The organism is Candidatus Diapherotrites archaeon (assembly GCA_040755695.1).
Lineage (GTDB): Archaea > Iainarchaeota > Iainarchaeia > Iainarchaeales > 1-14-0-10-31-34 > JBFMAK01.
The window spans coordinates 132,239-156,695 of record JBFMAK010000001.1 but is presented as its reverse complement, the minus strand read 5'-3'; the positions used below and the strand labels follow the sequence as shown (position 1 = coordinate 156,695).

The following is a 24,457-nucleotide window of genomic DNA, read 5'->3' as shown; positions in this document are numbered from 1 at the left end:
TTATGAACGACAATTGAATTGGCAATATAAGTTCCTGTTTCTGTTTTTATATTGTACACATAACCATTGAAATCTCTTTCTTCAATACCTGTAATCTTTTTAGTAATCTTGGAAAACATCATGACTCCTCACTAAAATAATTATTCTTCCAATAAAGAACAGTAGTATAAGGAATTTCAAGTTTTTTGGCAACAATTTTTGGTATTATACCTTTACCCAATAAACCAAAAACTCTTTTTCTGTCTAATTTGGAATATTTGTTGTATGTCTTTCCAACTATTTTCCAGACAGTATTTTTACACAATCCCGTTTCTTTTGCTATTATACGAATGGTCTTTCCAGCATTTCTCAACATCAATGCTTCTTCCTTTAAACTATCTAGGTGTTTCTGAGACTCTATAAATATTTTACCATTCTTCACTACGTTGGGTATAGCTGATTTTTTGTTTTTTGCATAGTAAAAGTTAATAATGTCAGCTAATTGAATTATATTTTTATAACCTGAATTTAGTTTAAACAAGTAAGCCCCAGCAGTCTCGGGGTTAGGTAATCCTTTAGCTTTAAAATATTCTTTGTCCTGTTCTACTTCTTTCACTTCAACTCTGTTTTTTAATAAAAAATTTCTAATTTCATTCAAGAACTCAATGTGTTCTTTCTCAAATTTCTTTAATTTAGCCATAACAAAGGAAATAGTATCTTGACTGCTTCTAATATTTCCATATAATTCACAACAAAGCAAAGCTGAAAAGAATTCTTTCTTTAGTTTGTCTGATAATTTAACCCAGAAAGGTACTGTAAAGGACTGCGAAACTTTATCTCCTTTTGGAACACCCAGAGCATAGAAAAAACGGGCAACGGACGAATTATTAATAGATAAATCCAAGCCACTCCCTCCCTTAGAAGTAATTTTTTTAATGGTTATTGCTGAATTAATTTCCTCTCCAAATATTGATAGAATATCATTCTTAAATTCATTTAAATCATCCATACTGTTTGAATCTGTAGAGAAATATACTCTTGAAAGTCTTCTGCCATCTATTCCGCCGTCGCCAAACAGGGCTCCAACAACCCTGGCTATCTTAGGCACTCTCTCATCATTAAGGTTTAACGGTAAAAGTTTTTTTCTGTTGAGTTGATTGACACTTTTAAGTGCACGCGGTATGGAACCTTTTTTCCATGAAAAAATTGTTTTATAATCAACACCTAACTCTTTAGCTGAAAGTTTTTTGCCTGAAGCTATCCACTTATTAAATGTGTTAGCAATTCTCTGGTTATCCTTACAATAGGTGTTGACAATTGCTTTTTCATCAATTATTACGAGATCCCCCGTTGCTTCAATAACATCATTAACCTTCAAATCTTTTGCTTTTACAAAACCATTAACTGTTTTTATTGGATGATCAGGGGTAGCAATTAATTCAGTTCCATCATCAAATTTAATTTTTAGAACCTTTCCAGAATATTTACGTCTATAAACTCTTTCTGCATTTGAAGGAATAATTTTACTATTTGAATAAGTAATAATAGTCTCTTTTTCATCCAAATCAAAAACCTCCACTCCATTCTCTACAGCAACTCTATCATAATTTTTAGATAAAATTGAATCAATAAATGCCCCCATGCTTACATTTCCTTTGGCAGTCAGCAAACAGGTTTCTGCCGGAAAGCAGGGCACAGGATCCGTTTTAGTCATCGCACCAGAACTTAATTCGCTTTGGCCTGTAATAGAATATTTTTTCTCCTGCATTGCTGTAAGGAGCTCCTGCTGTGCTTTTGGTGAGAGGGTTGCAATTTCATCTAAGAACAAGACGCCCCCTGAAACCTTGTGAATTAGCCCTGGCTCTACTCTAAGATGAGGGGGCGTTCCAAGGCCGCCTGAATTGTGAACAAGTACATTTTCTACAAACAAGTTTCCTGTTTCGGTTGTAACATTGTATACGTGGCCTTGAAATTTTCTTCGTGAAATTTTGGGAAAAACCCTCTTTAAATTTTTTTCTTTCATAGCATCATGAAAAAATATTAATTGAAAAAGGTTAAAATAGTTAGTGTTAACATGCAATTTTATTCAGCTAAAACCAAATTGAATGAAAAAATCATAAGGCTGATAAATAGGTAGATATATATTGTAGCACTAACCAAAGCTATTGCAAGAATTATTTTCATTTTAGGGCTCATAAATGGCTCTCCAAAAAAGTCAGACTTTTTTCTACTGAAATTTTTTTGAATTCTTTTAAGAACGATGTTAACGTAGATTTTTGTTCCAATATTGTTCTAATCAAAATTTCATCTAATTTTCCCGGAACAAAATTAAAAATATTCATTGTGTCTATGCCGGGCTCTCTCATATAAACGGCCGCCAAAGATTTATACAATAAAATATCTTTATGATTAAAGCCTAAATCAATTAAGAGCTGCAAATCGTTAGCACGGAAAATATTGCCAGCGCATTCAAAAGGAAAAAACCAGTAAGCCTCGCTCTGAAAATAATCATCGACAAGAAAATACAAAGCAAATTTTTGAGCAAGGTTGTTTGCATTAACACTGTAAAATTCATAAATGCTTTCATCCAACCATTTCTCCCTATTAGACCAAGCGTCATCAACAACCAAATGGGTTTCAAATCCTGCAAGAAACGCCTTTGAGTATTTATTCTTTTTAGAAGTTTCAAATATTGAATACTTTCCTTCAATCTCGTGTGTTAGTGTTCTGGATGAATTATTTATGTACCTTATGTCAGGGGCAATAGCCCCAAAGAAATAGTCATCAATATTATTATAGTTTGAAATTAATGCTTTCTTTTTAAGCTTCCCTAAGACTAACTTTGCAATCCATTCATGCGTAAACAGAAAACTCATACATAAACTGCCATTCAAATTATTTAAATTGATTATGGTACAAACAGGCTCTGAAACAAACTTGCAGTAGTCAGCTTTTTTTACTGACCAATTTAATCAAATTGTCGTTTTTTAAAATTTTTTCAGCTTCTTTGCTTTTAAAACCAGTAAAAATTTTATGTTCAGGGGTAACTGTAAGTTTTGAGTTTTCAGCTGAAATTTCTATAACCTCGCCATCATAGGGTTTCCTATTTATGGAAAGAATCCTTGATTCAACAACTTTCCCGTCTTTAAAGCCTACAGTGAATACTTTTTCATTTTCAGGAAAAACAATTGCTTCATACCCATTTTCATGCTTTTCTATTAGTTCAGGGTATTTTTTAGTCATCATTTTCCACAGTGATTCAAAGCTCAAAACATCTGAAAAACCATTACTTTTAACAACTAATTTATTTTCGTCAATAAACGATTGAAGTGGATCATGACGCACATCACCAAGCAGTGCTCCTGCTCGTGCCCCAGTGCCTTCAGTGAATGGAGCAGTCTTTTTCCCTGAATTGTCAACCAATAGTTTTGGTGCTCCTCCTGTTCCAGAGCGCATTCTCATCTGGCTGCCTAAAGCAAATCCAATCATTAGAAAGCCGCCTAAAATTAATGTCGCAGCATACACTACATCCGGAATCCAGTTCAAAGGCCTCCACATAAAGCCTGCTATAATAAAGAATCCTAATGGCAGAATGAATCCCATGAATCTTGCGTTGTCTTCCTTTGCCCTTGACTCCATTCTTGCTTTCTGCACAATCTTTTTTCCTTCGCCTGCTTTTACCTCTCTCACCCTTGGATTGTTTGGGTCGCTCCTGTTAGGGTAAATTAGAATGTCGTGCAATTCGCTTACAGGAAGAATTTCTGCCATTGCCTGCGCAAGCATTGAATTATGTGAAAACAAACCACCAAAACCTGCAACAAAGACATGACTATCAGCTTCAATTTCTATATCATAAACATATCCCTCATAGTTAACTTCCTTTACTTCAATAATTTTATCCCAAAATATATTTGAAAAAGCAAGAGTTTTTAGTAAGGGTAAGCAGTCATCTTCTTTCAAAGGCAATCTTTTATCTAAAACATTTACAATTTTTATGAGAGCTTTCTTGCTTGGATTTCTTTTTCCATTTTCATACCTGCAAATCATGCTTGAATTAATGGGACTGAAATTGTCAACTGTTAAAGACCTCGCCAACCGTGCCCGCTTAATCAGTTTTCCAACAAAAGGGATTATATCAACATTTGTATTAAACTTTTTTTCTGAGATATATTTCTGCAATTTTCCAAATTTTTTTCTATTAACAAAACCAATTTTCTTCATGAAATCATCAAGAAATTCTCCTTGAATAAAAATTCTGTAATAGGTCCACTTTGTTTTAGAATCTTTTTTTTCTTTTAATCTTGCTACAATGCCAAAATGAAGCAATAAATAAAGAATTTGAGAAGCCATTTTTTCATTGCTACAAGCCAACTCCACACAATTTCTATAAAATGAACCGTCATCTGCAAATAATCTCGCTAAAAATGACTTAATTATTCGTAGAGGGGCTCGCATTATAATAACTGGAATTTCTTTGTTTCTTGCATTTGTAGTTTTTATTCTTAGAATCTCACGCAAATAAGTTAATAGTTCAACGCTATTAATGAAAACATCTTTTCCTTTCATATAAGGTTTAATATCAAAAATCCGCTCTGTTAATTCCTTAAAAAACTCTCTTTTATGTTGTTCAGCGGAAGTGAATCTTATCTGATTCCTGCAAAAACTGCCTTCTGCAATCAAGTGCCCAAGCCATGCTGCCATTTCTATTGTTAGTTTAGTTGGAACCTTAATTTTTTTAAAAATTCCTTCTGGAGGTAAAGGCAATAAAACATTTGTTTCAGTAGGCTTTTCATCCAACAAAGTCAATTTGCTTGGAACAGCTAAATGATCCCTACTGCTTAATTCTTTAGCTTTTTTTAACAGAAAACCATTTTCATCAACTGATAGAAGTTTGTGATTTTCTGTAACCTTAATTTTTCTACCTGACGCTGTTTTAATTAAAAGAATATCCCCGGAAAATTTTTCTTTGCTGATTCTTAACAATCTTGAATCTCTAATCCAAAATTTTTCCTTCGCGCCTTTGACCAAAGAAGAAACATTAGGTGAAAGATTTGATACTTTCAAAACAACCATTTTTTCATTTTTTGATTCTACTTCTGATGCATCATAAAGTTGGGGGTATAACTCTTCGCAGGAAATAATTAAACCATCTCCGAGAAGCAATTCAGTATCAGCAGTCAAACATTTCCCTGTGCCTGGAAGGCCTACTAAAAGCATGTTTCTCTTCTGCGCTGCAGCCTTCTTCACTATCTCAACTGAATTGTCCTGTCCTATTACTTGGTCTACTAGTTTTTCTGACACCTTAAGCTCTGCAGTTGAATTGAAATTCAATGCATCATCTCTTCTTTCAGCCATTTGTGAGCCCTCAATTTTTATTAAAAAAAGATGTTTTAAATTATACTGTATTATAATAATTTATTGCAAGAATAATTTTAAATTGATTTGGTTTTTATTAGGAAGGCGAAGGAATTGAAGGCAACAGTATTGGGTTCAAGCTGCAGCACTCCAACAAAGGACAGGAACTTGAGTGCAATTAACATTAATTTCAATGGATTGAATTACTTGTTTGATTGTCCGGAAGGCACTCAAAGGCAGATGATGAAAGCAAAAGTGTCTTACATGAAGGTTCACGCAATCTTTTTAAGCCATTTTCACGGAGACCACATTTTAGGGTTACCTGGATTGATTGCCACAATGTCAATGCATCAAAGGGATTCACCTTTATTCATTTTCGGCCCGAAAGGAGTGAAAGAGAAAGTAAAGAAGGCAATTGAATTGAGCCTGCTTAAAGTGAATTTCGAGCTCAAGGCAATCGAGGTAAGGGAAGGCGTTTTATTGAATGAAGAAAACTTTATTGTTTCTGCAGTAAGGCTTAATCATGACATTCCCTGCTATGGTTACATCTTCAAGGAAAGGGATTCACAGGGAAAATTCTTGAGGGAGAAGGCACAGGCTTTAGGCATACCTGAAGGCCCTTTATGGGGGGAACTCCAGAAAGGAAAAACAATTGAATTTAAAGGAAGAAGAATTAAGCCAGAGCAAGTGCTTGACTCAAAAAATAAGAAGATAGGAAAAAAGATTGCAGTAATTTGCGACACCCTGCCTTCAAGCCATTACGTTAAAGCAATAGAGCACAGCGATTTATTGTTCCATGAATCCTCTTTTTTGGAGGAAATGAAGAAGAGGGCAAAGCATACCTTCCATTGCACTGCAATGCAGGCCGCAGGAATAGCAGAAAAAGCAAAAGTGAAGAAGCTGGTTTTATTCCATCTTTCTCCAAGGCATAAAGACCCAAGGAAGTTCGAGACAGAGGCAAGGCAGGTTTTCGCTAATTCCATTGTATCAGAAGACTTAATGGAGTTTGAATTGTAAATGGGCTGGATTCCTTTTGAAACAGAGAATGCGAAGTATATTTTAGTGTTAGAAAAGCATTCAAAGCGATGGGAAAAAGTTCCTCATGAATTTGACATACACATTAAAGAATGGCATAGTGAACCATTAGAATTTCTTGCAGACGAAAGATTTGCGCGTGAAGAAAAAAAATTAATTGAAAAAAATATTGATTTTTTTATAGTAGACCCTATTAAGATACCCACTGGTCATACGATAATTAGGGGAGAGTTATTATCGGGGGATGCTTTAACTTTTCTTGGAGCTTCTAAGCTAATTAATAATATCATAGAAAATAAAAAGATCGGGCTAACAAGCCTTGCAATGATTGGGTTAGGGAATATCATTACCCCAATTGTATCATTTCCTTTGGCTATTAAAGGAAAGATAAAACTAAGAAAACCTTTAGTGAACATAACTTCTTTTTTAAGTAATTTAATACCAACAACCTCTGTTGCGCTTGTAAATGCATTGGCTGCTGATGCAGTTGAAGAAATTATTGCGCCAAAATTAGCACAAAAACTCAAAAGAAAACCTGTAATATTAATTCAATATGGCGCAGGCCACGCAGGAATAAAAAAAATGATACAAAAACCAAAAACTAGAAAAAGGGTATTAAAACTATATGAAAAAAGTTTCAGATGGATATTTACAGAAAAGGGATTAAAGCATATTCACTCGTTTCGGTGGAACAAAGAAAAGCAAGAATGGAAAATAGAAGAAATCCCCAGAGATTTAAAAATACCAAAAAAAGAAAAAAAAATAAGAATTCTTTTAAAGAAATTTTTGCCGAGAAAGGTCAGGGCATGAAATCATTCCTGCCAGAATTGCTTCATTCTTTTTATTGCTTCCATTTTTTCGTGGTCGCCTAGTTTGGTCTGCTTTACTGCGTCCTCTATTAATTCTATTGTGCCATCATAAAATCTGCGGTCTATGAAGAAAGGCACCCCGTCTTTGCCTCCCACACAGAAAGAATACTTCACTGGATCCTTCCATGATGCTTCCTCTCCGTAGACCAATTCAGATATTAAGCTTAGGGCGCGCACTGTCTTTGCGCTCAATCCTTTAATTAGAATTAGCTCAGAAAAGTTTTTGGGCTGGATTTCATAGGCTTCTTCAAGAGCACTCCAGTTAACTGAGCGGGGCATGAACAAGTATTTTTCTTTTTTCTCTGAATTCCAGTTGAATAAATTCCTCTGCTCTCCTGTTACAATGGAATTGAATTCTTTTCTCAGCTTTTGGGTTGGCTCTCTTGCCAGGTCTAAAGAAATTTTTTTGTTTTCCTGGCTTTCTTTTGCTGTCAGATTTAATGTCTGCTCTTTCTTTAAATTGCAGCAGATTGCAGTGTGGGGCTCAAAATCAAATTCTTCTACATAATTAGAGTTCCAGTGGTATCTTCTCGCATAACTGCTTTCAGGGTTAAGCCCCTGCTGTATTACTGCCCAGTCTCCTTTTTCCGAGAAGAAGAATGAATGATGGTATAAGTTGAAGGAGTCCTGCACTAAGCAGGAGTCCACTTTTGCGCTGAGCTTGCTTGCCTGGATTAATTCAAGGATTTTGTTTTCAGGGAAATTCAATTGAATGCCTTTTTGTTTTATTTGGGCAGGGGTTTTTTTGGAGGCAGAGCCTTTCCCTCCTGCTGGCATGACCCCTAATTCTCTTTCTCGCAGGGCCTCTGTTAGCGCGCCGCAGGTTGTGGTTGTGAGGCCGCTTGAATGGAAATCGAATCCTATCACGCAGCCTAATGCCTGGAAAAAGAAAGGGTTTGATATTCGCTCAAGGAATTCTCTTTCTCCGTATTCGAATACAATTATTTCTGCTATTGCTCCTGACAGTTCTTTCATTCTCCAGAAAAGCCATTTAGGGCATTTCCCCGGATGCAGGGGAAGGTCTGCTGTTGCTCTGGCTACCATGAAATAAATTGATTCTTTGGGTTTTAATTGTTTTTTGGAAGCAGAATGCCTTTGAATTTAATTTAGAGGGCCTCTATTTCTATTCTTTTTTTGCTTACTGGAAATATCCTCAATAGAGTTTCATATTGCAAGCCCGTGAATTTTGCTATTTCTGGCGGAATTCTGATTACAAGAGAGTTGCCTGATTTTGTTACTTTTACCTTTGACTCCAAACCGAACAGGCCTTTCTTTTTTATTTCTTTTTCTATTTTTTCCATTAATTTTTCGTCCAAGTATTCTGCATTGCATCTAGTGCATACCTCTGCCTCTCTTATTCCAAAATCTATTCCGAAGAATTCCACTGGAACAAAAGTCTTCTTCAGTCTGCCCCCGCAAGAGCATGTAACAGGCAAAACTTTTTCAGCCATCAAAAATCACTCCATAATTTTTATTGTTATTGGATAAACTTTTCTTATATTCCCCTTGGTAAAAAACCTTTCGGCATAAACAACACTGTAATAAGAATAAACTGATTCAATTATGTCATGATATTTCTTTATTTTCTGCCCTTTCATAAGCGCTTCTTTAACTTCTAAGTGAGATATGCCTCTCAGCCACATTCTTTCTATTGCGTGCTTGCACCTTTTGTGGTCCCAGTTAATTTTTAATTCCATTGTAAGACCTATAATACATGTATTCTATTATATTTAAATATGTTTTGCCTTATCAGTGTTTAAATTTTTTGTTTCCTAAATTTTGAAGGTTTTGCAATGAAGGCAATAATTCTTGCAGCAGGAAAAGGCTTGAGGATGCGGCCTCTCACTGAAAAAATTCCTAAGGCCTTAATTGAGGTGAAGGGAAGGAGTTTCCTGGAGAGGGCTTTTGATTCCTTCAGGAAAGCTGGAATCAGAGAGGTTGGAGTAATTGTGGGGTACAGGAAGGAAATGATTGTAGAGCAATTTGGCTCTTTTTTTAAGGGGGTAAGAATTGCTTATATTGAGCAGGAAAAGCCTTTGGGCACAGCAGACGCTGTACTGCAGGCAAGGGATTTCACTGAAGGAAAGGATTTCATTTGCGTTAATGGCGACCTGATCTTTGAGCCACAGGTAATTGAGAGCCTTAAGGCAAGTAAAGGCTTTGATGCAGTGTTAATTGGGAGGAAGGTTCCTGATCCATGGAATTATGGCGTCCTTGAAGTGCAGGGAAGCACTCTCAAAAGCATTGTGGAAAAGCCTGAAAGGGGAAGGCAGCCCTCCAATTTGATTAATTCTGGAGTTTACAGGTTCAGCGAAAGAATTTTTGAGGCAATACAGAACATTAAGCCAAGCGAGAGGAATGAACTGGAGGTAACGGACGCAATCAACTGGCTTGCAGTGCACGGCAAAGTGGAATGGATTCCCTTGAGTGCTGGGCTGCTGGACATAAGTACTCCAGAACAATTAATTGAAGCAGAAAAAAATGTGTGGGACTAATTTTTTCAGTAATTGAATGTTTCGCCTGGCTGTAGTATTATTGTTTTTGTTTCGGGGATGGATTTCTCTATTTTGGACTTGAATTCATTGGCGTCGGCTTTTATGAGGGAGAAGGTGTTGTAGTGCATTGGGATTACGACCTTTGGTTTTATTACCTTTGTTGCTTTTACGCCGTCGACGCAGTCCATTGTGAAGTTTCCTCCTATTGGAAGCAATGCAATGTCTGCCTTTATGTCAGTGAATTCATCAATTAAGTCTGTGTCGCCTGCGTGATAGATTATTTCTTTCCCTGAGTCAATAAGGTAACCTAAAGGATAATAAGAATTGGGGTGGTGCGCTGTAACTGCAGTTACATCAATTCTTTTTATTGAAATCTTTTCGCCTAATTTTATAGGGCAGAGCAAATGCTTTGGGACATTCAGTTCCTGTATGACGCTCTCGTGGCCTATAATGTAAGAGTCATTGTTTTTTGCTATTGCTTCAATTGCTTTCTTGTCGAAATGGTCAAAGTGCTCGTGCGTTATCAATATCAGCCCAATCCCCTTGAATTCTTCTTCCTTTAAAGGGATTTTAGTCAGGGTCTTGAATTCAGGTTCAGCATTGGAATTGTTCAGGAAAGGATCAATGAGGATTGAGGTGTGAGGGAAATTCAGCTTAAAGCCTGAGTGGCCTAGGTATTGGATTTCAACCATTAATCATCACGGGTACTGGGCTTGTTTCCTTTAAGCGAATTCTTTTGCTTGAAATGATTTCAATTCCACTGAAGTGGATTGAAATGTTTCAAGCTTTGCTTGAAACGATAGTATATAAGTATTTTCTGGAATATAAATCAGTATGTTTGGATTTATAAATCAGTATGTTTGGATTTCAGGTTTTTTGCTTTGAAAAGTGCAAGGAATAAATATTTTGAGCTCGTAATAATATTACTGTGAGAAAAAAAAGGCTTTGGAAAATGAAGAAATTGCTTTTTGCATTGGTTCTATGCTTTATATTGTTTGGCGCGGGCGTTCAGGCAAGAGTTCTCTCAGGTCATTCAATTGATGTTATTGTAAGCAATTCAGGGAATGCAAGCATCACAGAAAAATTCTTTTTTGATTTCAATGGCTTAGAAGAATTGAATGAATTTAAGGCAACCGCAATTTCTTTGGGCCAGAATGCTGCTGCATGGAAGGCCTTTGATCCTGAAATCTTCAGCAGCCTTGGTTCAAGCGAAAGTGATGGAGAGAATAAAACTTTTTCTTTTGAAGAAAAAGGAAGCCAGAAATATGTAAGGCTTTCTTATCCTGCCCAAAAACTTTTTTCAGAGCAGGCTTCAGGCCAGAAGAATTATTTTTCTTTGGATAAAACAAAGATGTACGGGTTCCATTCTGATGGAATCCTTGTAATCCCTGAAAATACAATAATTTCTTTTGCTTTGCCTGTGGGGGCAGAAATCTCCTATCCAATAAGCCCTGAGGCCTTGAGTGAAAATAATAAGGTGACATGGAATGGCTTTATTTCAAGCAATGTCGTTGAACTGACTTTTTCTCTGCCCAAGCCTTTCCAGCAGCCTCAGATAACAGGGACTGAAATCCAGATCGAGGTTGACGAAAAAGGATATGCTTCTTTAGTGAAAGAATTTTACTATCTTTCCTTTGAATCGCAGGATGAATTAAATTACTTCAGGGACCTTGCCTCAAAGAATGGCTCAACACTTTCTGTTTGGACTGCATCAAACCAGAAGATTTTCGCCCACATGGGGGAAAAGGACACTGAAATAAGCAGTGCTGCTGTGTCCTTTATTGAGGACGGCCTAAAAAAAAGTTATATAAGGCTTGTTTATTCTTTGGATAACCCTATTTTTTCAAGGCAGTCTGAAGCGCCAGGAAGACTTGTGAAATGGACTTTGAACCAGAAGGAATTCAGCAAATTCCAGAGCGGGAGCACCATAATCATCCCTGAAAAAACAAAAATAATTTTTTCTTTCCCTATTAATGCTGAAATAATCCTGCCTGTAAGGCCTCAGGGAATTGTTTTAGACAAAAGGGTTGTCTGGCAGGGCTACACCTCAGACAACAGGCTTGAATTGGGCTACACTCTTGAAAAAAATATTGCTCCTGCCTTTGATACAGCCAAATTCGCCTTGGAATTAATGGGGGCGCCCTACAAATTCCTTGTCCTGGCAGCAATAATTGTGGTTGGGGCAATACTTTACTTTTACAGGAAAAAAATCTCAAAGGAAATAGAAAACTATATCGTGAAGAACTCTTCCCTTGAATCCAAAGAGGAAGTCCAGGAAGAATTAGAATTAGAGTGAATTTTAGTTACTAAAAGAGAGTTCGTATGTTTAAACGCAAAATGCCTCTTGAGAAATTTGAAGGGTTAAAGGAAAAACTCAGAGAAAAAAGAATAAAAGAGGCAAAACTTATCAAAAAATTGAGAAAGAAAGACAGGAGATTATTGCCCTCAATTTTTTATGTAAGAGGACGGAGTTTAAAAAGATATAATTTTCTGTTTGGAACAGATATTTCCCAACTCATCAATAAAAAATTAAGACAGAAAGAAAAAATAAGCGTGCTTGACGTTGGGGCTGGCAAAGGACGCGCTTTACTTGAATTAAAAAAACAATTTGGAAATAAAATTATTACTTCAAGCATTTCTTTAACAAGACCGAAGCTTGCAAATAAAAAAATAAAAGGAACGACCTTCAAAGCAATAGATAACGTACATCTTGGAAGAATTGAGAATTATAAGAAACTAAAAAAATACGATGTAATCATTTCACTTACCGGGATTTCTTGGTCGACAGACATGACCAAAGCAGTAAAAAATGTTTATAATTCATTAAATGTTGGGGGGATAGCATTTCTGCATCTGCTTCCAATCCAGTTGTCGTATGTTACAGCTATGCTTAATAAAAAAAAGATTGAATGTGAACCTTGCGGTTTTGGAATATTTAAAGGCATTATAATTGAAAAAAAGGAAGGCTACAAACAATTATGACGCTAAATATTAAATAACGATTTAATGATTATTTTCCCGGGAAACCCTTCAGGGAAGTTTGCTTTTCTTCTTCTATGGTTTCCTTTTTTTCTTCTGCGCTCTCTTCTGCCTCCCCCTCAATTTTTTTTGTTTCTTCTATTCTTTTCAGCTCGAATTCTGTGATGCCTGAAAAGGCTCTCCTCTTGCCTGAAATGATTTTGTTTTTCTTCTCCTGCGCTTTCTCGTATAATTCTTTGACTTTTTTTGTTTCAGGCTTTGTTCCGAGCAGGAAGGCAATTTCTTCTTCGCTTAAATCGAATTGCGCGCTGAATTCTACCGCCTCATTTTTGTTCCTGAAAAGGATTTTAATGAAGGGAAGGTCTTCTCCAATGATTTCATGTGTTGAGGAATGGATTTTCTCGCTTAATTTTTCTGCAAGGCCTTTCTTTGTTGCTCTAATGCCTGAGCTCTTGCTTAAGGAGCTCAAAAGCTTTGGGAACTGGTACATTATGAAGCCAGGGTAGTCTTTTGATTTTGAAAGGGAAACACCAACAGTCATTAAATCCGAGGAATAACGGAGGAAGCCGTAATGCTGCCTCCTCATTATTCTGCCATTAAATATGTCTGCCTTGCTCAGGCGCTCAAAAGCATTTGCTGTATCATTTGGTTCAGTGAAGTGCCTTGGAATGTTTTCTTCAATCCATCTCTCCAGGAGTTCATCGCTTATCTCTGAAGAGAATCTTGGATTGCGGGCTTCACTGAATTCTTTTGCAGTGAAGATCTTCCTCAGAATTTTGAAGACATCTTCTTCTCTTTCCCTGTAGGAAAGGCTTTCAATGTCTTTCATTTCAATTCTTCCTTTCATGGAAAGTGTTTGCAGGTCAATTAATGCAGACCTTATGTCGCCTGAACAGTTTTTTGAGAGGAGAGTTATTGCTTCAGGGTCAAAGGAAACCTTCTCCAATTCCAGTATTTCTTTCAGCCTTTTTGCTATTGAGAGATAGTTAACGCGCTTGAATTGGAGTTGCTGGCAGTAGGCTTTTATTGGCGCAAGCTTTCTGTTGGAGTAAATGTCGTTTGCTGTAAGGATTACTGGGTTTTGTGCTTCTTTGAGCACTGCGAGAACTGCTCCAGCCCCTCCTTTGTCTCTGGCTTGAAGACCGTCAATTTCATCTAAGAGGATTAGCCTTAATTGCCCTGAAAAGCTTGCGTTCAATGCTGCTCCTGAGACAATCCTTTCAATTATTTCTTTTGTCCTGAAGTCTGATGCATTCAATTCGAATATGTCCCAGTTATTGATTCTTGCAATTAGATATGCAAGGGCTGTCTTTCCTGTTCCTGTCGGGCCATACAAGAGCAATGGCTTGCCTTTCTTTCCCTTCTTCCATTCATTGGCCCACGCAACAATCTTTTCAACTATGTCTGTATTCCCAATGAATTCCGTAAGGTTTCCAGGAAAATATCTTTCAGTCCAGAGCTGCGAGGGCATATGCAAAAACCTTTTTTATTAGCTAATTTTATTTTATTTCAATTAAATTATTTTTTCTTTTGCTTCTTAAACCATAACCCTTAAGGTGTGCTTGTTTTCTGGGATTATCTTTATTTTTTTTCCTTTTTTTAGTTTGTAGAAGTGGGCTATGTCCGAAGACAATGTAATGGCAAGGCTTCTTCCAGCATTTATTATTGCCCTCTGAAATGTAAATTTTGTGTTTATTTGTTCGGAAAGCCCTGCCATTTGCTGGCTTGTGGCAAATTCTTCTTTGCAGTTAGAGCACTTATAGTAAGGGGACTCCTTTATTATTATCCTCCCTTTGTCTAGGGATAGTTCTTCAAACTGCAGTTTTGCTTTGCCCTTGCACAGATGGCATTCTATTTCTTCACTCATAATTGAATTGCCTTCCCTTAAATATGGTTTCAAAATATCATTTAATAAAAAGATAATCCAATTAAGTTCCAGGGATGAGCTTAAAGAAGGCTATTGCTATTACTACCGCAACTGCAACTATTCCTGCGCCTATTCCCATTTCAGGAGAGGCAATGTCTACTCCTTCCTTGCAGTCTTCCGGGCAGTTGGAGAAGCTTTCATTGAAGTCTTTCTCGCATTCTCCGTTCTTTACGCAGGGACTGCAGTCAGGGTCCTTTCCTCTCGCGCATGCTGTGTCGCAGTAATCATCTTTTGCTGGATTGCATTCTAGAGCTCCAGGAATTGTAATTGAGGCCTTGGCCGAATAATCGCTTTTTATTCCATCTTTCACTGACTTAATCTTGTAATTGTATGTTTTTCCTGGAGTGACATCAGAGTCATAATAGCTTGTATTTCCTGTAGAGGAAATTTTCTTGTAAGAGCCTTCAGTCGAAAGCTTCTTGTATATTTCATAGGAATCAGGCGCAGGGCTTGCCTCATTCCACTGCAGTTTCACCTTTCCTTCAGAGAAGGATGCCTTTACATTGCTTGGGGGATTGACATTGCTTATTGAGGCTTGAGGTGTAGAGCTAACTTCATCTGAGTAAGTGCTCTTGTTCCCGCTTGAATCAACAGCCCTTACCGAAAAATAATATGTTGTTCCGTTCTGCAATTCGTAAACTGTTGCTGAATTGCCTGTTGTTTCTATTATGTCAGTTCCATAAGAGCCTGAGCTTGTGCCGTAATACACAATGTATTTTGATAAATCTGACTCTGAGTTTGCATTCCAGCTTAATTCCACTTTGGAGTTTCCGGCCTGCGCTTCAAGGCCTGAGGGCTTTGCTGGAGGTATAGTATCAGTTGTTGTGCCTCCGCAGTCTGCAGGACAGGAGCTTTTGCTCTCATTACAATTGCATTGGTCGTCGCCACAGGTTGCGCATTCAGTGCAGTAATCTGACCCTGAACTTGTGCTTGAATTCCAGCTCCAGTCCTCTGCAATGCATGAACAGCTGCTGCAGTAGACATCCCTTGTTCCGTACTTTCTGTTCACTGTATCGCATTTATGGGTTGGCTGATGGCAGTCTGAGTCTGCCTCGCATTGTTCTCCTGTTTCTATTACTCCATTGCCGCACACTCTTGCTTGGGGTGTTGCACTGCAGGTGCTTTCACTTGAACTGCTTCCATTGTAATTGTTTGTTGCCTTCAGTTTGTAGTAGTAAGTTGTTCCATTGCTCAGGCCTGAGTCAAGGTATTGTGTGAGGGTAATGTTTGTTGCATTGCTTATTGCGGTATAAGAGCCTGCTGAAAGGCCTCTGCTTAAAGTGTAGTATATTGTTGGGCTGCCTGTTGCAGTCCAGCTCAAGGTTACTGACTGATTGCTTGCAGTGCAATTAAAGCTTTTTATTTTAGGGGGCCCGTAACCTTCATTGTTTACTGTTACAATGATTGAATTAAAGTCGTTATTGCCTGCTGCATCATAGGCTTTAACTTTAATTGTATGGGTTCCGTCGCTTGAATCCACTGTATTCCAGGACCAACCGTAAGGGGCAGTTGTATCAGTTGACTTGAGGAGGTCATCAATATATAATTCTGCTTTTGTTATTGTTCCAACATCGGTAACTGTTGCATTTATATCCACTGTGCCTGTGACTGTGTCGTAATTTACTGGACGGGTTATTGAAATTATTGGCGGCAGTGTGTCGCCGCAGTACTGCAGGTTGTAATCATGGCTTAATTTAATTAAGTCAATAGTGCTTATCAAGCCGCTGTTGTCCATGTCCCCGCACATGTCGGCCTGCCTGCGCGGGCTTCCTGCATACATTTCACTGAGCCACTGCAGGTCAGTGCAGTTTATTGTATTATCGTGCGTTACATCTCCTTTTCTTGTGCACGCCATTGGCTTGACTGAAACATTTGGAGAAGAAAAGGCGCTGCAGCCATTGGCATTGCAGGCCTTGACAGCATAATAATATGTTGTTTCGTTGTTCAGGTTCCTGTGAACATAAGAATTTGCTGTAATATTATTGATGTCAATATAAGAGGAAGAATTGTTTGTGTTCCATCCAAGCGTGTAAGAGTTCGCCCCTGAAACTGCAATCCAGCTGAGAATTGCATTGGTGTCTCCTATAGCCCCTGCAAGCCCTGCTGGAACAGCAGGAGGCTGAGGCAAATTATTGCTTACTGTTACTGCAATTGAAGCAGAAGCATTATTGTCTGCTGCATCGTATGCTTTCACTTTGATTGTGTGCGGGGCATTAGAGTATGTTGTTGTGTCCCACTGATAGGAGTAAGGCGCTGTAGTGTCAGTTAACTTGGGTATATTGTCATCGTCAATGTAGAATTCAACTTTTGAGACCCCAAGATTATCGCTTGCATCTGCATTTACTGTCACTGTGCCTGAAACTGTAGAATTGTTTTGGGGTGAAGTAATTGTTACTGTTGGCGCTTGAGTGTCATTGCTTTGAATTACAGTGAAGCTGCCTGAAGGATAGGCGCTGTCAATGTAGCCTTTTGAGTTAATTATTATGGGATAATAATTTTTTGTTCCTGTATCGGAATTCGAAGAATTGTAATTGCAGCTGCCTGAATTAGTGCTTGAGTCCAGAACTGGAATAGAACACCACGCCAAGTCCGTACAGTAAGGTGGAGTAGAATTAATTGTTGCACTCTTGCAGAAGTAAACATTTGCAGGAACATAGCTTGAAATCCATGAAGCATTAAATGTAATTGTTTCCCCTCCCTGATACGAGGTTTTATTTGTTGAAGCTGAATTCACCTTTAAATTAAACACATCAATTTGTGCTTGAGCAGAATTTGTTGCCCCTGCATTGTCTGTTGCTGTGAGCGCAGCAGTCTTTATTCCTAATTGAGTGCATTGCGCTGTAGCAGCAATGTTTGCTGTCGCAGTGCCTATGCCCTGCTTCATTGGAGAGAGAATAGTGCAATCGCTTGAAGTCCAGTCAATTGAAGCAATTGTACCGTCAGAGTCTGTTGCAGTGCCTTTAATCAGCACATTGCTGAATTTCTGCAGGTTTAATGCGTAAGGACCGAAAGTGTTCAGCGAAGGAGGCTGGTTTCCTGCTGAAGGAACAACTGTATCTGATTGAACAGAGGGCTCACTGCAGCCAGTTGAAGAGCAGGCTTTAACGGCATAATAATATGAGAGGCCGTTTGTTAGGCCTGTGTCAGTGAAAGTAGTTCCAGTAATTGTATTGCTTAAATCTGTTCCATTCCTTTGAATCTTATAATTTATTGCTCCCTGCACAGAATTCCAGGAAACACTCACTTGTGCATTCCCCGGGCTTACAGTTGGTTTTTCAGGGGGGGCAACAGGCGTTACATTTACTGTGCCTGAAGTGAGGCTACAATCTGCTCCTCGGCCGCACATGCATTCTACTGCATGGCCGTAATTCACTGCCCTATAATAATATTTTGTTCCGTTTGAAACACTTATGTCAGAGTACTGGTGGTCGGTCTGTGTTGGATTATCATCTTGGTATATTGTATTCCAGGTACTCCCATTAAGCGACCTTTGAAGTTCTGTTCTGTCACCTGAATTAAAACTCCAGCTTACTGTAACTAAATCATTCGTTGAGCTTGGAGCTATTTCTGGCACGGAAGTATTACAAGAAGTTATAACGCAGTCACATTCAGGCGGAGGCCCGGTTGGAGCTTTTCCTGTTGGCTGCATTACAATGAATGTTGCACCTGCAGCAACAACAATTATTCCAATTATGATGGCAATTAATGCTTCCTGCAATTTATCTACCTTCAAAATTTTTCTTTAAACTAAAATAATTAATTCAGCTAAATAAATTGTTGCTATCCCCTATTTTAAGGTTTGCGTTTTTTTCAAATTTCACAGGCACTCTACTCTTCCGAAGCCATTTATAAAGATAAAAAAATAGAAATTTATAAGGGATAAATTTGGACTGTAAAACAGAGTATCATTGGTTTGACGAACCCAACACTGTAAGGATTAGGCTGGAAAAAGATTTTGGGAAAAACCTAATTAATAAGGCAATCTTAAAAGCTAGTTCAAAATCAAAGTTGGCTTATGCAATAAGGGTGAGCAAAGCAACAATCTTCAATTATTTTCATAACACGAGTTTAACAGTTGGGGGATTAAAGAAGATTCTTGATTTTTTAGGCATTGGTTATTTGATTGCAGAAGACAAAGTTGAAGAAATTGCTTGGAGCAAAGGAGTTAAATTACCAATAAAATTGAACAGTATTTCTATGGCTACAATCTTAGCTGCTATAATGGGGGATGGAACCATAAATGAAGCACATGTTGAATACAAAAACAGCGATTCTGAATTGCTAAATAAAGTTGAAAGAGAAATTAAAAACATTTTTGGAGATGTTAAAATTAGCAACAGGATTTCTGATGAAGGAGTGCCTTATTTGATAGCCAGCAGAATGGTTAGAAGAGTTCTAAAAATAACAGGAGTCCCGACAGGCAAAAAATTAAATCAAGGCATTGGAATTCCAAAGGTTATAATGGATAATTCTATTGAAATTCAAAAAGCATTTCTCCAACAATTTTTTGATGATGAGGGGTGGGCTGAAACAACTAATTACAAGATTGGGCTATCACAAGCCAATGAGTGTACAAAAGCAATTAATGAACGTTTTTTATCTGAAATGAAAATAGGCAAACCATACAGTATAAATAAAATCCCAAAAGAAAATAGGCAACACATTAAACCGCCCAAAATATTAATCGATGCAAGAAAAATTTTATGTGATAATTTTTTAGTAGAGTCCAATCTAAGACTTAAAAGGATAATCAAAAGAAAAAAAGGGTATGTAACTGCGTTTTGGGAGATTGATATAGGTAAAAAGGAATCTATATTAAATTTCAGCAATAAGATTGGGTTTTATTGCAGTAGAAAAAGAAAAACACTTGATTTAATGATTAAATTGAGAGAAAAAGTTGTTACTAAAGATGTTTTAAATAAAATCTGTGAAGAAGGAACCCTTCTTGCAAAGGAAAAAGGTTTTTTCAGAGTAAAAGATCTATCGGGAAAAATTGACCTACATCCTTATAAAATAAGGAAGAAAATATTAACTCTTGTGAACAGAGGCATTTTTTCTAATAACGGCGGAAAATACTGCCTAAAACCAGTTACTTAATTAAAACTTTTTTAATTTAAATCTATGTGGGATTTAATGCAAATAGGTTGTGTTGGCAAGCCGTCGTCAGGCAAGAGTACCTTCTTTAGTGCAGCGACACTTGTTGACGTTGAAATTTCTATGAGGCCATTCACAACAATTAAGGCTAACACTGGCACAGCTTATGTAAATACTAAATGCCCTCATTTAGATCTTGGGAAGCAATGCAACCCCATTAATAGTAAATGTGTTAATGGCACAAGGTTGATTCCAATTCAGTTATTAGATGTGGCTGGTTTAATTGAAGGTAGTTGGCAAGGAAAAGGAATGGGCAATTCTTTTATGTCAGATTTAATGCAAGCACAAGGTTTAATTCATGTATTAGATATTGCGGGAGTCACTGATTCCATTGGAAATCCCTGTCAGCGAGGCTCTCACGACCCTGCCCAGGACATTAAATTCTTGGAGAAAGAGATTGCACACTGGATTAAAGGCATCCTCACAAAAAATTGGGCGAAGATCTCAAAGCAGGCTTCACTCGACCCTAAAGGCCCTTATGAGGCATTAGCAAAAAACCTGACTGGATTGGGCATTACGGAAGAGGACGTGAAAGGCGTAATAAAGAAAGAAGACTTCAATGAAAAACCTGATTCCTGGAACGAGGAAGCATTACTTGAATTCAGCGAGAAGATAAGGGAGAAATCAAAACCTATCTTGATTGCAGCAAACAAGATTGATGTTGAAGGAGCACAAGAGAACTTTGAGAGGCTGAAGAAGGAATTCCCTGAAAAAAAGATTGTGGCCTGCAGCGCTGAATCTGAGTTAGCTTTAAGGAAGGCAGCAAAGGCAGACATAATTGAATATGTTCCAGGAGAAAAGGAATTTAAGTTATTGAAACAGGATATCCCTGAGAAACAAAAGCACGCATTAGAATTTATTAGAACGCACATACTGGAGAAGTATGGAAGTACAGGCGTGCAGGAAGCAGTGAACGAAACAGCCTTCAGCCTACTGGACTTGATTGCTGTCTATCCCGTGCAGGACCAGCATAAGTGGACTTCAGGTACTGGGGCAGTATTACCAGATTCTTTCCTTTTGAGGAAGGGCTCCAATGCAATTGATTTGGCTGGAAAAATCCACACTGAATTCGTTGAAAGGTTTGTTGCAGCAATAGACTGCAGGACAGGACAAAAGATAGGAAAAGAACATTCACTCAAAGACGGAGACGTAGTAAAGATAATGCTTAGATGATGAAATGAAAAGGATTACTTCAAGAAAAAACAGATTATTCAAAACAATAATAAGATTTGAAGAAAGACATAAAGACAAAAAATTAATTACTGCTGCAACCAGAAGACTTAGGAGAGCAATCGCTTTTTCGATGAGAAAAAAAAGGAAAATAAAAATAGTTTTTGTTTGTGATTCCGGAATGGGTTATAGTAATCAATTGCGGGGGGGTTTTCGGTTATTTGCAAAAAAAAAGGGGATTTCAAAAGAATTTGATGTGGAAACCTTCGCGATACGGGATATTGATGCAGAAAAATTAAGGAAAAAAGCTTTGGAAGAGCTTATGAAAGCAAATGTGCTGATATGCGCGCACCCTGAATTCGAAGAAGCCCTTTACGGAAAAATAAAAGCTAATTGCGATATAGATGAGTACATAAAAATGAGGGAAACAATAAAAAACAAAATAATTGTCATGAATGTTGGATCTATGAAAAAATCCCTAAGCCTCTAAAAGGTTTGAGCATCAAAAGATGATTTCGTTTTCTGTCGTTGGATTAAGCTTTTAAATTTAAAGTTGTTTTATTTCCATAGGATATTATGAATTCTTTCAAGTTTTTTAGTTTGTCTGTTTCTGATAAGAAGGCACTTTCTTTTGTGATTGGGGCAATTATTGCTGGATTGAGTATTACTTATTATAATGTAAATTCATTTTTGGCTGTGGTCGGAGTGCTTGTTGCAGTGTTTTTTGTTGTAAAGGCTTTTGAATGAAGAAAAATGAATTAACAGAAAAAAAATGTATTGGATTTAAAGCATTCCATTATGCAAACAAAAGCAGCTGTTCTTCTTTCAATGAGGTTCAGTGCATGGATTGCTTTCTTTTTCGGGTTCAAAGAAGAAAACATTGCAATAGCAATAACAATTGCTTCTATGGCTGCAGGAATAATTCTAATGAAATCTTTTAAGTATTTTGAAGAATGCAAAAACACAAGAAAAGAAATCTCAAGAATCTGAATTAAATCATCTTTCCCTGTGGATTTTAGGGGGCATTTTTTCTTTTCTTTTCTCTTTTCTGAGTTGCAGTAATTTTTCTGCTTTCTGGATTCTGACCAAATTGATTTGTTTGTTTAATTCAAGGAATTTTCTTGATGAAAGGCCTTTGTCTTCTGCTGAAATTATTGCATCCCTGTAAAGCTCCTTAAGCCTTTGATCTGTTTCGCCTCTTGCTCTCCTTTGAAGTTCTGTTAACCTGTTCAATAATTGGTGCGCCTTGTGGTAAAGGCCTATTTGATGGGGGCTCAAGCGGAAACCGTATTTTTTTAACAGTTCAATTCTTTTTATTCCTGCAGAATTATTCCATTCATTCAGGCCAACTTGTCCGTGGATTTGCTTTATCTGGTTGCTTACAGTTAATTCAGCTGTTCTAATAATTTTTTCTTTAAAAGGAGACCTTGCCTTAAGCATTTTTTTTATTGTGGTAGCGAACAATACCCCCACATAATATTCAAGAGGCTTAGCTTCTGTTCCCTTTTTTTCTTCTTCCAATCAAAACCATCTTCATTTTTCTTCAATTCTTTCCCTGAAAACTGAATCAAATTGAAGGTCTAATTGAATGCACACCTTCTGGACTTGAATGTCGTCTGAGAGAAGGGGAAGCTTTAATTCGAATGCAAGGGCAATGATTGAAATGTCTGCCTTAGAGAGCCTGTGCCTTGCATCTAAGGCATATGCTGCCCTTTCAACTTTTTTGATTGAATCTCTTGAGGGCTCCCTTATTTCAATGTGGCCTTGCTTTAGTCCTGCCTCCACGAGTCTCTTGCTCCTAAAGTCAATCAATTCGTCCAATACTTCATTTGTGGTGTAGTATTTTTCTTCGCCTGAAAACCTGAAGTTGAAGTTGTTCAGGATTACAGCTGAATCCATCACGAATTCTTTCATATTAAAATAATAATTGATAAAGAATTAAATAGACTTTCAGTAATTATTAAAGTAAAAGAGTGATTTTATGACCTTGGAGAAGGTGTTAAGTGAATTAAGCGAAATCGAGAGAAAGGCATTAAAGGCATTGAGCGAGGCAAAAAAGGAATTGAACGCAGAGGATCTGGCTAAAAGAGCAGGCATGGATATTGACAGCGCGAGAAGGTCAATGCAGTGGCTCAAGCAGAAGAACCTGGCTGAAACAAGAACAGAAAAAAAGGAATTTATTCTTTTAGGCGAAGAAGGATTAAAGGCATTGAGGGAAGGCCTCCCGGAAAAAAAGCTGGCCAAGGAATTGAATGCAAGGGACTGGAAGGCAATAGAAGAAATAAAATCCCTGGGAAAAGATGAATTAAACATTTCTTTAGGACAGGCAAAAAGAAAGCAATGGATCGAAGTAAAAAAGGAAGGCACATTAAAATTAAAATTGACGCAGAAAGGATTTAATGCGCTTAAAGAAGAAATCCCGGAAGAAAAACTGCTCAAGAAAATTTCTAACAAAGAATTACCCTTGGAACAATTTAATGCAGAAGAAAAAAATGTTCTGAAGGAGTTCCAGCAGAGAAAAGACTTTATCAGAATAAAAGAGAAAAAAACCGGATCTGCTTCAATTACAGAACAAGGAATGAAAGGAATAAATTTAATGCAAGAAAAAGGATTAAAAATTCAAGCACAAGATGATGTAAAAGTAATAGAAAGACATTACAATATCCAGGAGCCTGTGCCTGAGATCTTTCCGGGAAAAAAGCAGCCTTACCTTAAGTTTTTGGATGAAATGAAAAGAAAATTGATTGAATTAGGCTTCAAGGAAATGCCTTCGCCTTTGATTGTGCAGGAATTCTATAACTTTGATGTATTGTTTCAGCCTCAAAACCATCCTGCAAGGGACTGGACGCAGACATACCAGCTTAAAAGGCCCCAGTTCGGATTGCTTCCGGACAAAAAGATTGTGGAAAAAATGAAGGCAGCCCACGAGAATGGAGGCATTTCAAAGAGTAGGGGCTGGCAATACAATTGGAGTGAGAGGATTGCTTCAAGGCTTATGCCCTGCGCCCACGGCACAGCGCACAGCGCAAGGCAGCTGGTGAAGGGGGTTGAACTGCCAGGAAAATATTTTTCTATTGCGCGATGTTTCAGGCCTGACGTGGTTGATGCAACGCACTTAATTGAATTCAACCAGCTGGAAGGCTTCATTGTTGATTCTACTGTCACCTTCAGGCACCTGCTTGGAATGCTCAAAGAATTCGCTGAAGAGATTGCAGGCGCAGAAAAAATAAAATTCATTCCTGATTACTATCCTTTCACAGAACCCTCGGTTCAGTTGAATGCCCTTCACCCTGAAATGGGCTGGATTGAATTTGGCGGGGCAGGAATCTTCAGGCCGGAAATTACAGAAAACCTTGGAATTAAAGGAAGGGCGCTGGCATGGGGCATTGGGGCCGACAGGCTCGCCATGTTCAAGCTAGGAATAAACGATGCAAGAGACCTCTTCTCCTATAACCTGGACTGGCTGAAAAGGCAAAAGGTGATGGTGGAATAAA

The 24,457-nt window shown here is 37.7% G+C and carries 23 protein-coding genes and 1 pseudogene; 11 read left to right on the top strand and 13 right to left on the bottom strand.

Annotation, left to right across the window (positions count from 1 at the left end):
• Nucleotides 1-2: 2 nt before the first annotated feature.
• The 4 genes and pseudogenes from AB1467_00910 to AB1467_00895 all read right to left on the bottom strand — a co-directional run bounded on the left by AB1467_00910 (nt 3) and on the right by AB1467_00895 (nt 5,334).
• Nucleotides 3-119 (bottom strand): annotated as a pseudogene (locus AB1467_00910) (hypothetical protein).
• Nucleotides 119-2,002 carry a sigma 54-interacting transcriptional regulator gene (locus tag AB1467_00905; protein MEW6294839.1) on the bottom strand — a complete coding sequence of 628 codons (1,884 nt, stop codon included), beginning with the start codon at nt 2,000-2,002 and terminating at the stop codon, nt 119-121. Before AB1467_00905 ends, AB1467_00910 begins: the two are co-directional and overlap by 1 nt.
• A 169-nt stretch (nt 2,003-2,171) precedes the next feature.
• Nucleotides 2,172-2,873, bottom strand: a complete 702-nt coding sequence (locus AB1467_00900) for a hypothetical protein (GenBank protein ID MEW6294838.1) — start codon at nt 2,871-2,873, stop codon at nt 2,172-2,174.
• A 52-nt stretch (nt 2,874-2,925) separates the two neighbouring features.
• Nucleotides 2,926-5,334 carry an LAGLIDADG family homing endonuclease gene (locus AB1467_00895; GenBank protein MEW6294837.1) on the bottom strand — a complete coding sequence of 803 codons (2,409 nt, stop codon included), beginning with the start codon at nt 5,332-5,334 and terminating at the stop codon, nt 2,926-2,928.
• A gap of 87 nt (nt 5,335-5,421) precedes the next feature.
• Here AB1467_00895 and AB1467_00890 point away from each other — a divergent pair, with 87 nt between their 5' ends.
• Complete coding sequence (locus AB1467_00890; GenBank protein MEW6294836.1) at nt 5,422-6,351, top strand: ribonuclease Z; 930 nt, start codon at nt 5,422-5,424, stop codon at nt 6,349-6,351.
• Nucleotides 6,352-7,179, top strand: a complete 828-nt coding sequence (locus AB1467_00885; GenBank protein MEW6294835.1) for a hypothetical protein — start codon at nt 6,352-6,354, stop codon at nt 7,177-7,179.
• A gap of 2 nt (nt 7,180-7,181) precedes the next feature.
• On the opposite strand, the gene AB1467_00880 is transcribed toward AB1467_00885, so the two are convergent.
• From AB1467_00880 to AB1467_00870, 3 genes are all read right to left on the bottom strand, one after another.
• The gene (locus AB1467_00880) at nt 7,182-8,282 is read right to left on the bottom strand and encodes a DUF763 domain-containing protein (GenBank protein ID MEW6294834.1); all 1,101 of its coding nucleotides are present in this window, start codon (nt 8,280-8,282) and stop codon (nt 7,182-7,184) included.
• Nucleotides 8,283-8,344: 62 nt separating this feature from the next.
• Nucleotides 8,345-8,689, bottom strand: a complete 345-nt coding sequence (locus AB1467_00875; protein MEW6294833.1) for a hypothetical protein — start codon at nt 8,687-8,689, stop codon at nt 8,345-8,347.
• A gap of 6 nt (nt 8,690-8,695) precedes the next feature.
• A complete protein-coding gene (locus AB1467_00870) occupies nt 8,696-8,935 on the bottom strand; it encodes a DUF4258 domain-containing protein (GenBank protein MEW6294832.1) in 240 nt (79 codons plus the stop codon).
• Nucleotides 8,936-9,031: 96 nt separating this feature from the next.
• Between AB1467_00870 and AB1467_00865 the strand changes: the two genes are divergently transcribed.
• Complete coding sequence (locus AB1467_00865) at nt 9,032-9,733, top strand: sugar phosphate nucleotidyltransferase (protein ID MEW6294831.1); 702 nt, start codon at nt 9,032-9,034, stop codon at nt 9,731-9,733.
• A gap of 5 nt (nt 9,734-9,738) precedes the next feature.
• Here AB1467_00865 and AB1467_00860 read toward each other — a convergent pair whose 3' ends face one another.
• The gene (locus AB1467_00860) at nt 9,739-10,425 is read right to left on the bottom strand and encodes a metal-dependent hydrolase (protein ID MEW6294830.1); all 687 of its coding nucleotides are present in this window, start codon (nt 10,423-10,425) and stop codon (nt 9,739-9,741) included.
• A 260-nt stretch (nt 10,426-10,685) separates the two neighbouring features.
• Here AB1467_00860 and AB1467_00855 point away from each other — a divergent pair, with 260 nt between their 5' ends.
• The gene (locus tag AB1467_00855) at nt 10,686-12,029 is read left to right on the top strand and encodes a hypothetical protein (GenBank protein MEW6294829.1); all 1,344 of its coding nucleotides are present in this window, start codon (nt 10,686-10,688) and stop codon (nt 12,027-12,029) included.
• 26 nt (nt 12,030-12,055) lie between these two features.
• Nucleotides 12,056-12,715, top strand: a complete 660-nt coding sequence (locus AB1467_00850) for a class I SAM-dependent methyltransferase (GenBank protein ID MEW6294828.1) — start codon at nt 12,056-12,058, stop codon at nt 12,713-12,715.
• Between the two features lie 28 nt (nt 12,716-12,743).
• Here the strand turns inward: AB1467_00850 and AB1467_00845 are convergent, their stop codons facing one another.
• The 3 genes from AB1467_00845 to AB1467_00835 form a co-directional block, all read right to left on the bottom strand.
• Nucleotides 12,744-14,183 carry a replication factor C large subunit gene (locus AB1467_00845; protein MEW6294827.1) on the bottom strand — a complete coding sequence of 480 codons (1,440 nt, stop codon included), beginning with the start codon at nt 14,181-14,183 and terminating at the stop codon, nt 12,744-12,746.
• Nucleotides 14,184-14,249: 66 nt separating this feature from the next.
• Complete coding sequence (locus AB1467_00840) at nt 14,250-14,579, bottom strand: hypothetical protein (GenBank protein MEW6294826.1); 330 nt, start codon at nt 14,577-14,579, stop codon at nt 14,250-14,252.
• A gap of 61 nt (nt 14,580-14,640) precedes the next feature.
• Complete coding sequence (locus AB1467_00835; protein MEW6294825.1) at nt 14,641-18,372, bottom strand: Ig-like domain-containing protein; 3,732 nt, start codon at nt 18,370-18,372, stop codon at nt 14,641-14,643.
• Nucleotides 18,373-18,524: 152 nt separating this feature from the next.
• On the opposite strand from AB1467_00835, the gene AB1467_00830 reads away from it, so the two are divergent.
• The 5 genes from AB1467_00830 to AB1467_00810 all read left to right on the top strand — a co-directional run bounded on the left by AB1467_00830 (nt 18,525) and on the right by AB1467_00810 (nt 21,953).
• A complete protein-coding gene (locus tag AB1467_00830; GenBank protein ID MEW6294824.1) occupies nt 18,525-19,736 on the top strand; it encodes a hypothetical protein in 1,212 nt (403 codons plus the stop codon).
• A gap of 24 nt (nt 19,737-19,760) precedes the next feature.
• The gene (locus AB1467_00825; GenBank protein ID MEW6294823.1) at nt 19,761-20,966 is read left to right on the top strand and encodes a redox-regulated ATPase YchF; all 1,206 of its coding nucleotides are present in this window, start codon (nt 19,761-19,763) and stop codon (nt 20,964-20,966) included.
• A gap of 4 nt (nt 20,967-20,970) precedes the next feature.
• The gene (locus AB1467_00820) at nt 20,971-21,453 is read left to right on the top strand and encodes a hypothetical protein (GenBank protein MEW6294822.1); all 483 of its coding nucleotides are present in this window, start codon (nt 20,971-20,973) and stop codon (nt 21,451-21,453) included.
• Nucleotides 21,454-21,539: 86 nt separating this feature from the next.
• Entirely contained in the window at nt 21,540-21,710 is a 171-nt protein-coding gene (locus AB1467_00815; GenBank protein ID MEW6294821.1) for a hypothetical protein, read from the top strand.
• 51 nt (nt 21,711-21,761) lie between these two features.
• The gene (locus AB1467_00810; GenBank protein ID MEW6294820.1) at nt 21,762-21,953 is read left to right on the top strand and encodes a hypothetical protein; all 192 of its coding nucleotides are present in this window, start codon (nt 21,762-21,764) and stop codon (nt 21,951-21,953) included.
• A 6-nt stretch (nt 21,954-21,959) separates the two neighbouring features.
• On the opposite strand, the gene AB1467_00805 is transcribed toward AB1467_00810, so the two are convergent.
• Entirely contained in the window at nt 21,960-22,484 is a 525-nt protein-coding gene (locus AB1467_00805) for a hypothetical protein (protein ID MEW6294819.1), read from the bottom strand.
• A gap of 12 nt (nt 22,485-22,496) precedes the next feature.
• Complete coding sequence (locus AB1467_00800) at nt 22,497-22,877, bottom strand: hypothetical protein (GenBank protein MEW6294818.1); 381 nt, start codon at nt 22,875-22,877, stop codon at nt 22,497-22,499.
• A 67-nt stretch (nt 22,878-22,944) separates the two neighbouring features.
• On the opposite strand from AB1467_00800, the gene AB1467_00795 reads away from it, so the two are divergent.
• On the top strand, nt 22,945-24,456 hold the full coding sequence (locus AB1467_00795; protein ID MEW6294817.1) for a phenylalanine--tRNA ligase subunit alpha: 1,512 nt from the start codon (nt 22,945-22,947) through the stop codon (nt 24,454-24,456).
• Nucleotide 24,457: the final 1 nt, after the last annotated feature.

Excerpts from the sequence above, each read along its gene's own strand:
- AB1467_00875 (MEW6294833.1), bottom strand. The coding sequence starts at position 8,689 with ATGGCTGAAAAAGTTTTGCCTGTTACATGCTCTTGCGGGGGCAGACTG.
- AB1467_00845 (MEW6294827.1), bottom strand. The coding sequence starts at position 14,183 with ATGCCCTCGCAGCTCTGGACTGAAAGATATTTTCCTGGAAACCTTACG.
- AB1467_00905 (MEW6294839.1), bottom strand. The coding sequence starts at position 2,002 with ATGAAAGAAAAAAATTTAAAGAGGGTTTTTCCCAAAATTTCACGAAGA.
- AB1467_00885 (MEW6294835.1), top strand. The coding sequence starts at position 6,352 with ATGGGCTGGATTCCTTTTGAAACAGAGAATGCGAAGTATATTTTAGTG.
- AB1467_00840 (MEW6294826.1), bottom strand. The coding sequence starts at position 14,579 with ATGAGTGAAGAAATAGAATGCCATCTGTGCAAGGGCAAAGCAAAACTG.
- AB1467_00850 (MEW6294828.1), top strand. The coding sequence starts at position 12,056 with ATGTTTAAACGCAAAATGCCTCTTGAGAAATTTGAAGGGTTAAAGGAA.
- AB1467_00880 (MEW6294834.1), bottom strand. The coding sequence starts at position 8,282 with ATGGTAGCCAGAGCAACAGCAGACCTTCCCCTGCATCCGGGGAAATGC.
- AB1467_00800 (MEW6294818.1), bottom strand. The coding sequence starts at position 22,877 with ATGAAAGAATTCGTGATGGATTCAGCTGTAATCCTGAACAACTTCAAC.
- AB1467_00895 (MEW6294837.1), bottom strand. The coding sequence starts at position 5,334 with ATGGCTGAAAGAAGAGATGATGCATTGAATTTCAATTCAACTGCAGAG.
- AB1467_00865 (MEW6294831.1), top strand. The coding sequence starts at position 9,032 with ATGAAGGCAATAATTCTTGCAGCAGGAAAAGGCTTGAGGATGCGGCCT.
- AB1467_00820 (MEW6294822.1), top strand. The coding sequence starts at position 20,971 with ATGAAAAGGATTACTTCAAGAAAAAACAGATTATTCAAAACAATAATA.
- AB1467_00795 (MEW6294817.1), top strand. The coding sequence starts at position 22,945 with ATGACCTTGGAGAAGGTGTTAAGTGAATTAAGCGAAATCGAGAGAAAG.
- AB1467_00860 (MEW6294830.1), bottom strand. The coding sequence starts at position 10,425 with ATGGTTGAAATCCAATACCTAGGCCACTCAGGCTTTAAGCTGAATTTC.
- AB1467_00855 (MEW6294829.1), top strand. The coding sequence starts at position 10,686 with ATGAAGAAATTGCTTTTTGCATTGGTTCTATGCTTTATATTGTTTGGC.
- AB1467_00815 (MEW6294821.1), top strand. The coding sequence starts at position 21,540 with ATGAATTCTTTCAAGTTTTTTAGTTTGTCTGTTTCTGATAAGAAGGCA.
- AB1467_00870 (MEW6294832.1), bottom strand. The coding sequence starts at position 8,935 with ATGGAATTAAAAATTAACTGGGACCACAAAAGGTGCAAGCACGCAATA.
- AB1467_00810 (MEW6294820.1), top strand. The coding sequence starts at position 21,762 with ATGCAAACAAAAGCAGCTGTTCTTCTTTCAATGAGGTTCAGTGCATGG.
- AB1467_00825 (MEW6294823.1), top strand. The coding sequence starts at position 19,761 with ATGTGGGATTTAATGCAAATAGGTTGTGTTGGCAAGCCGTCGTCAGGC.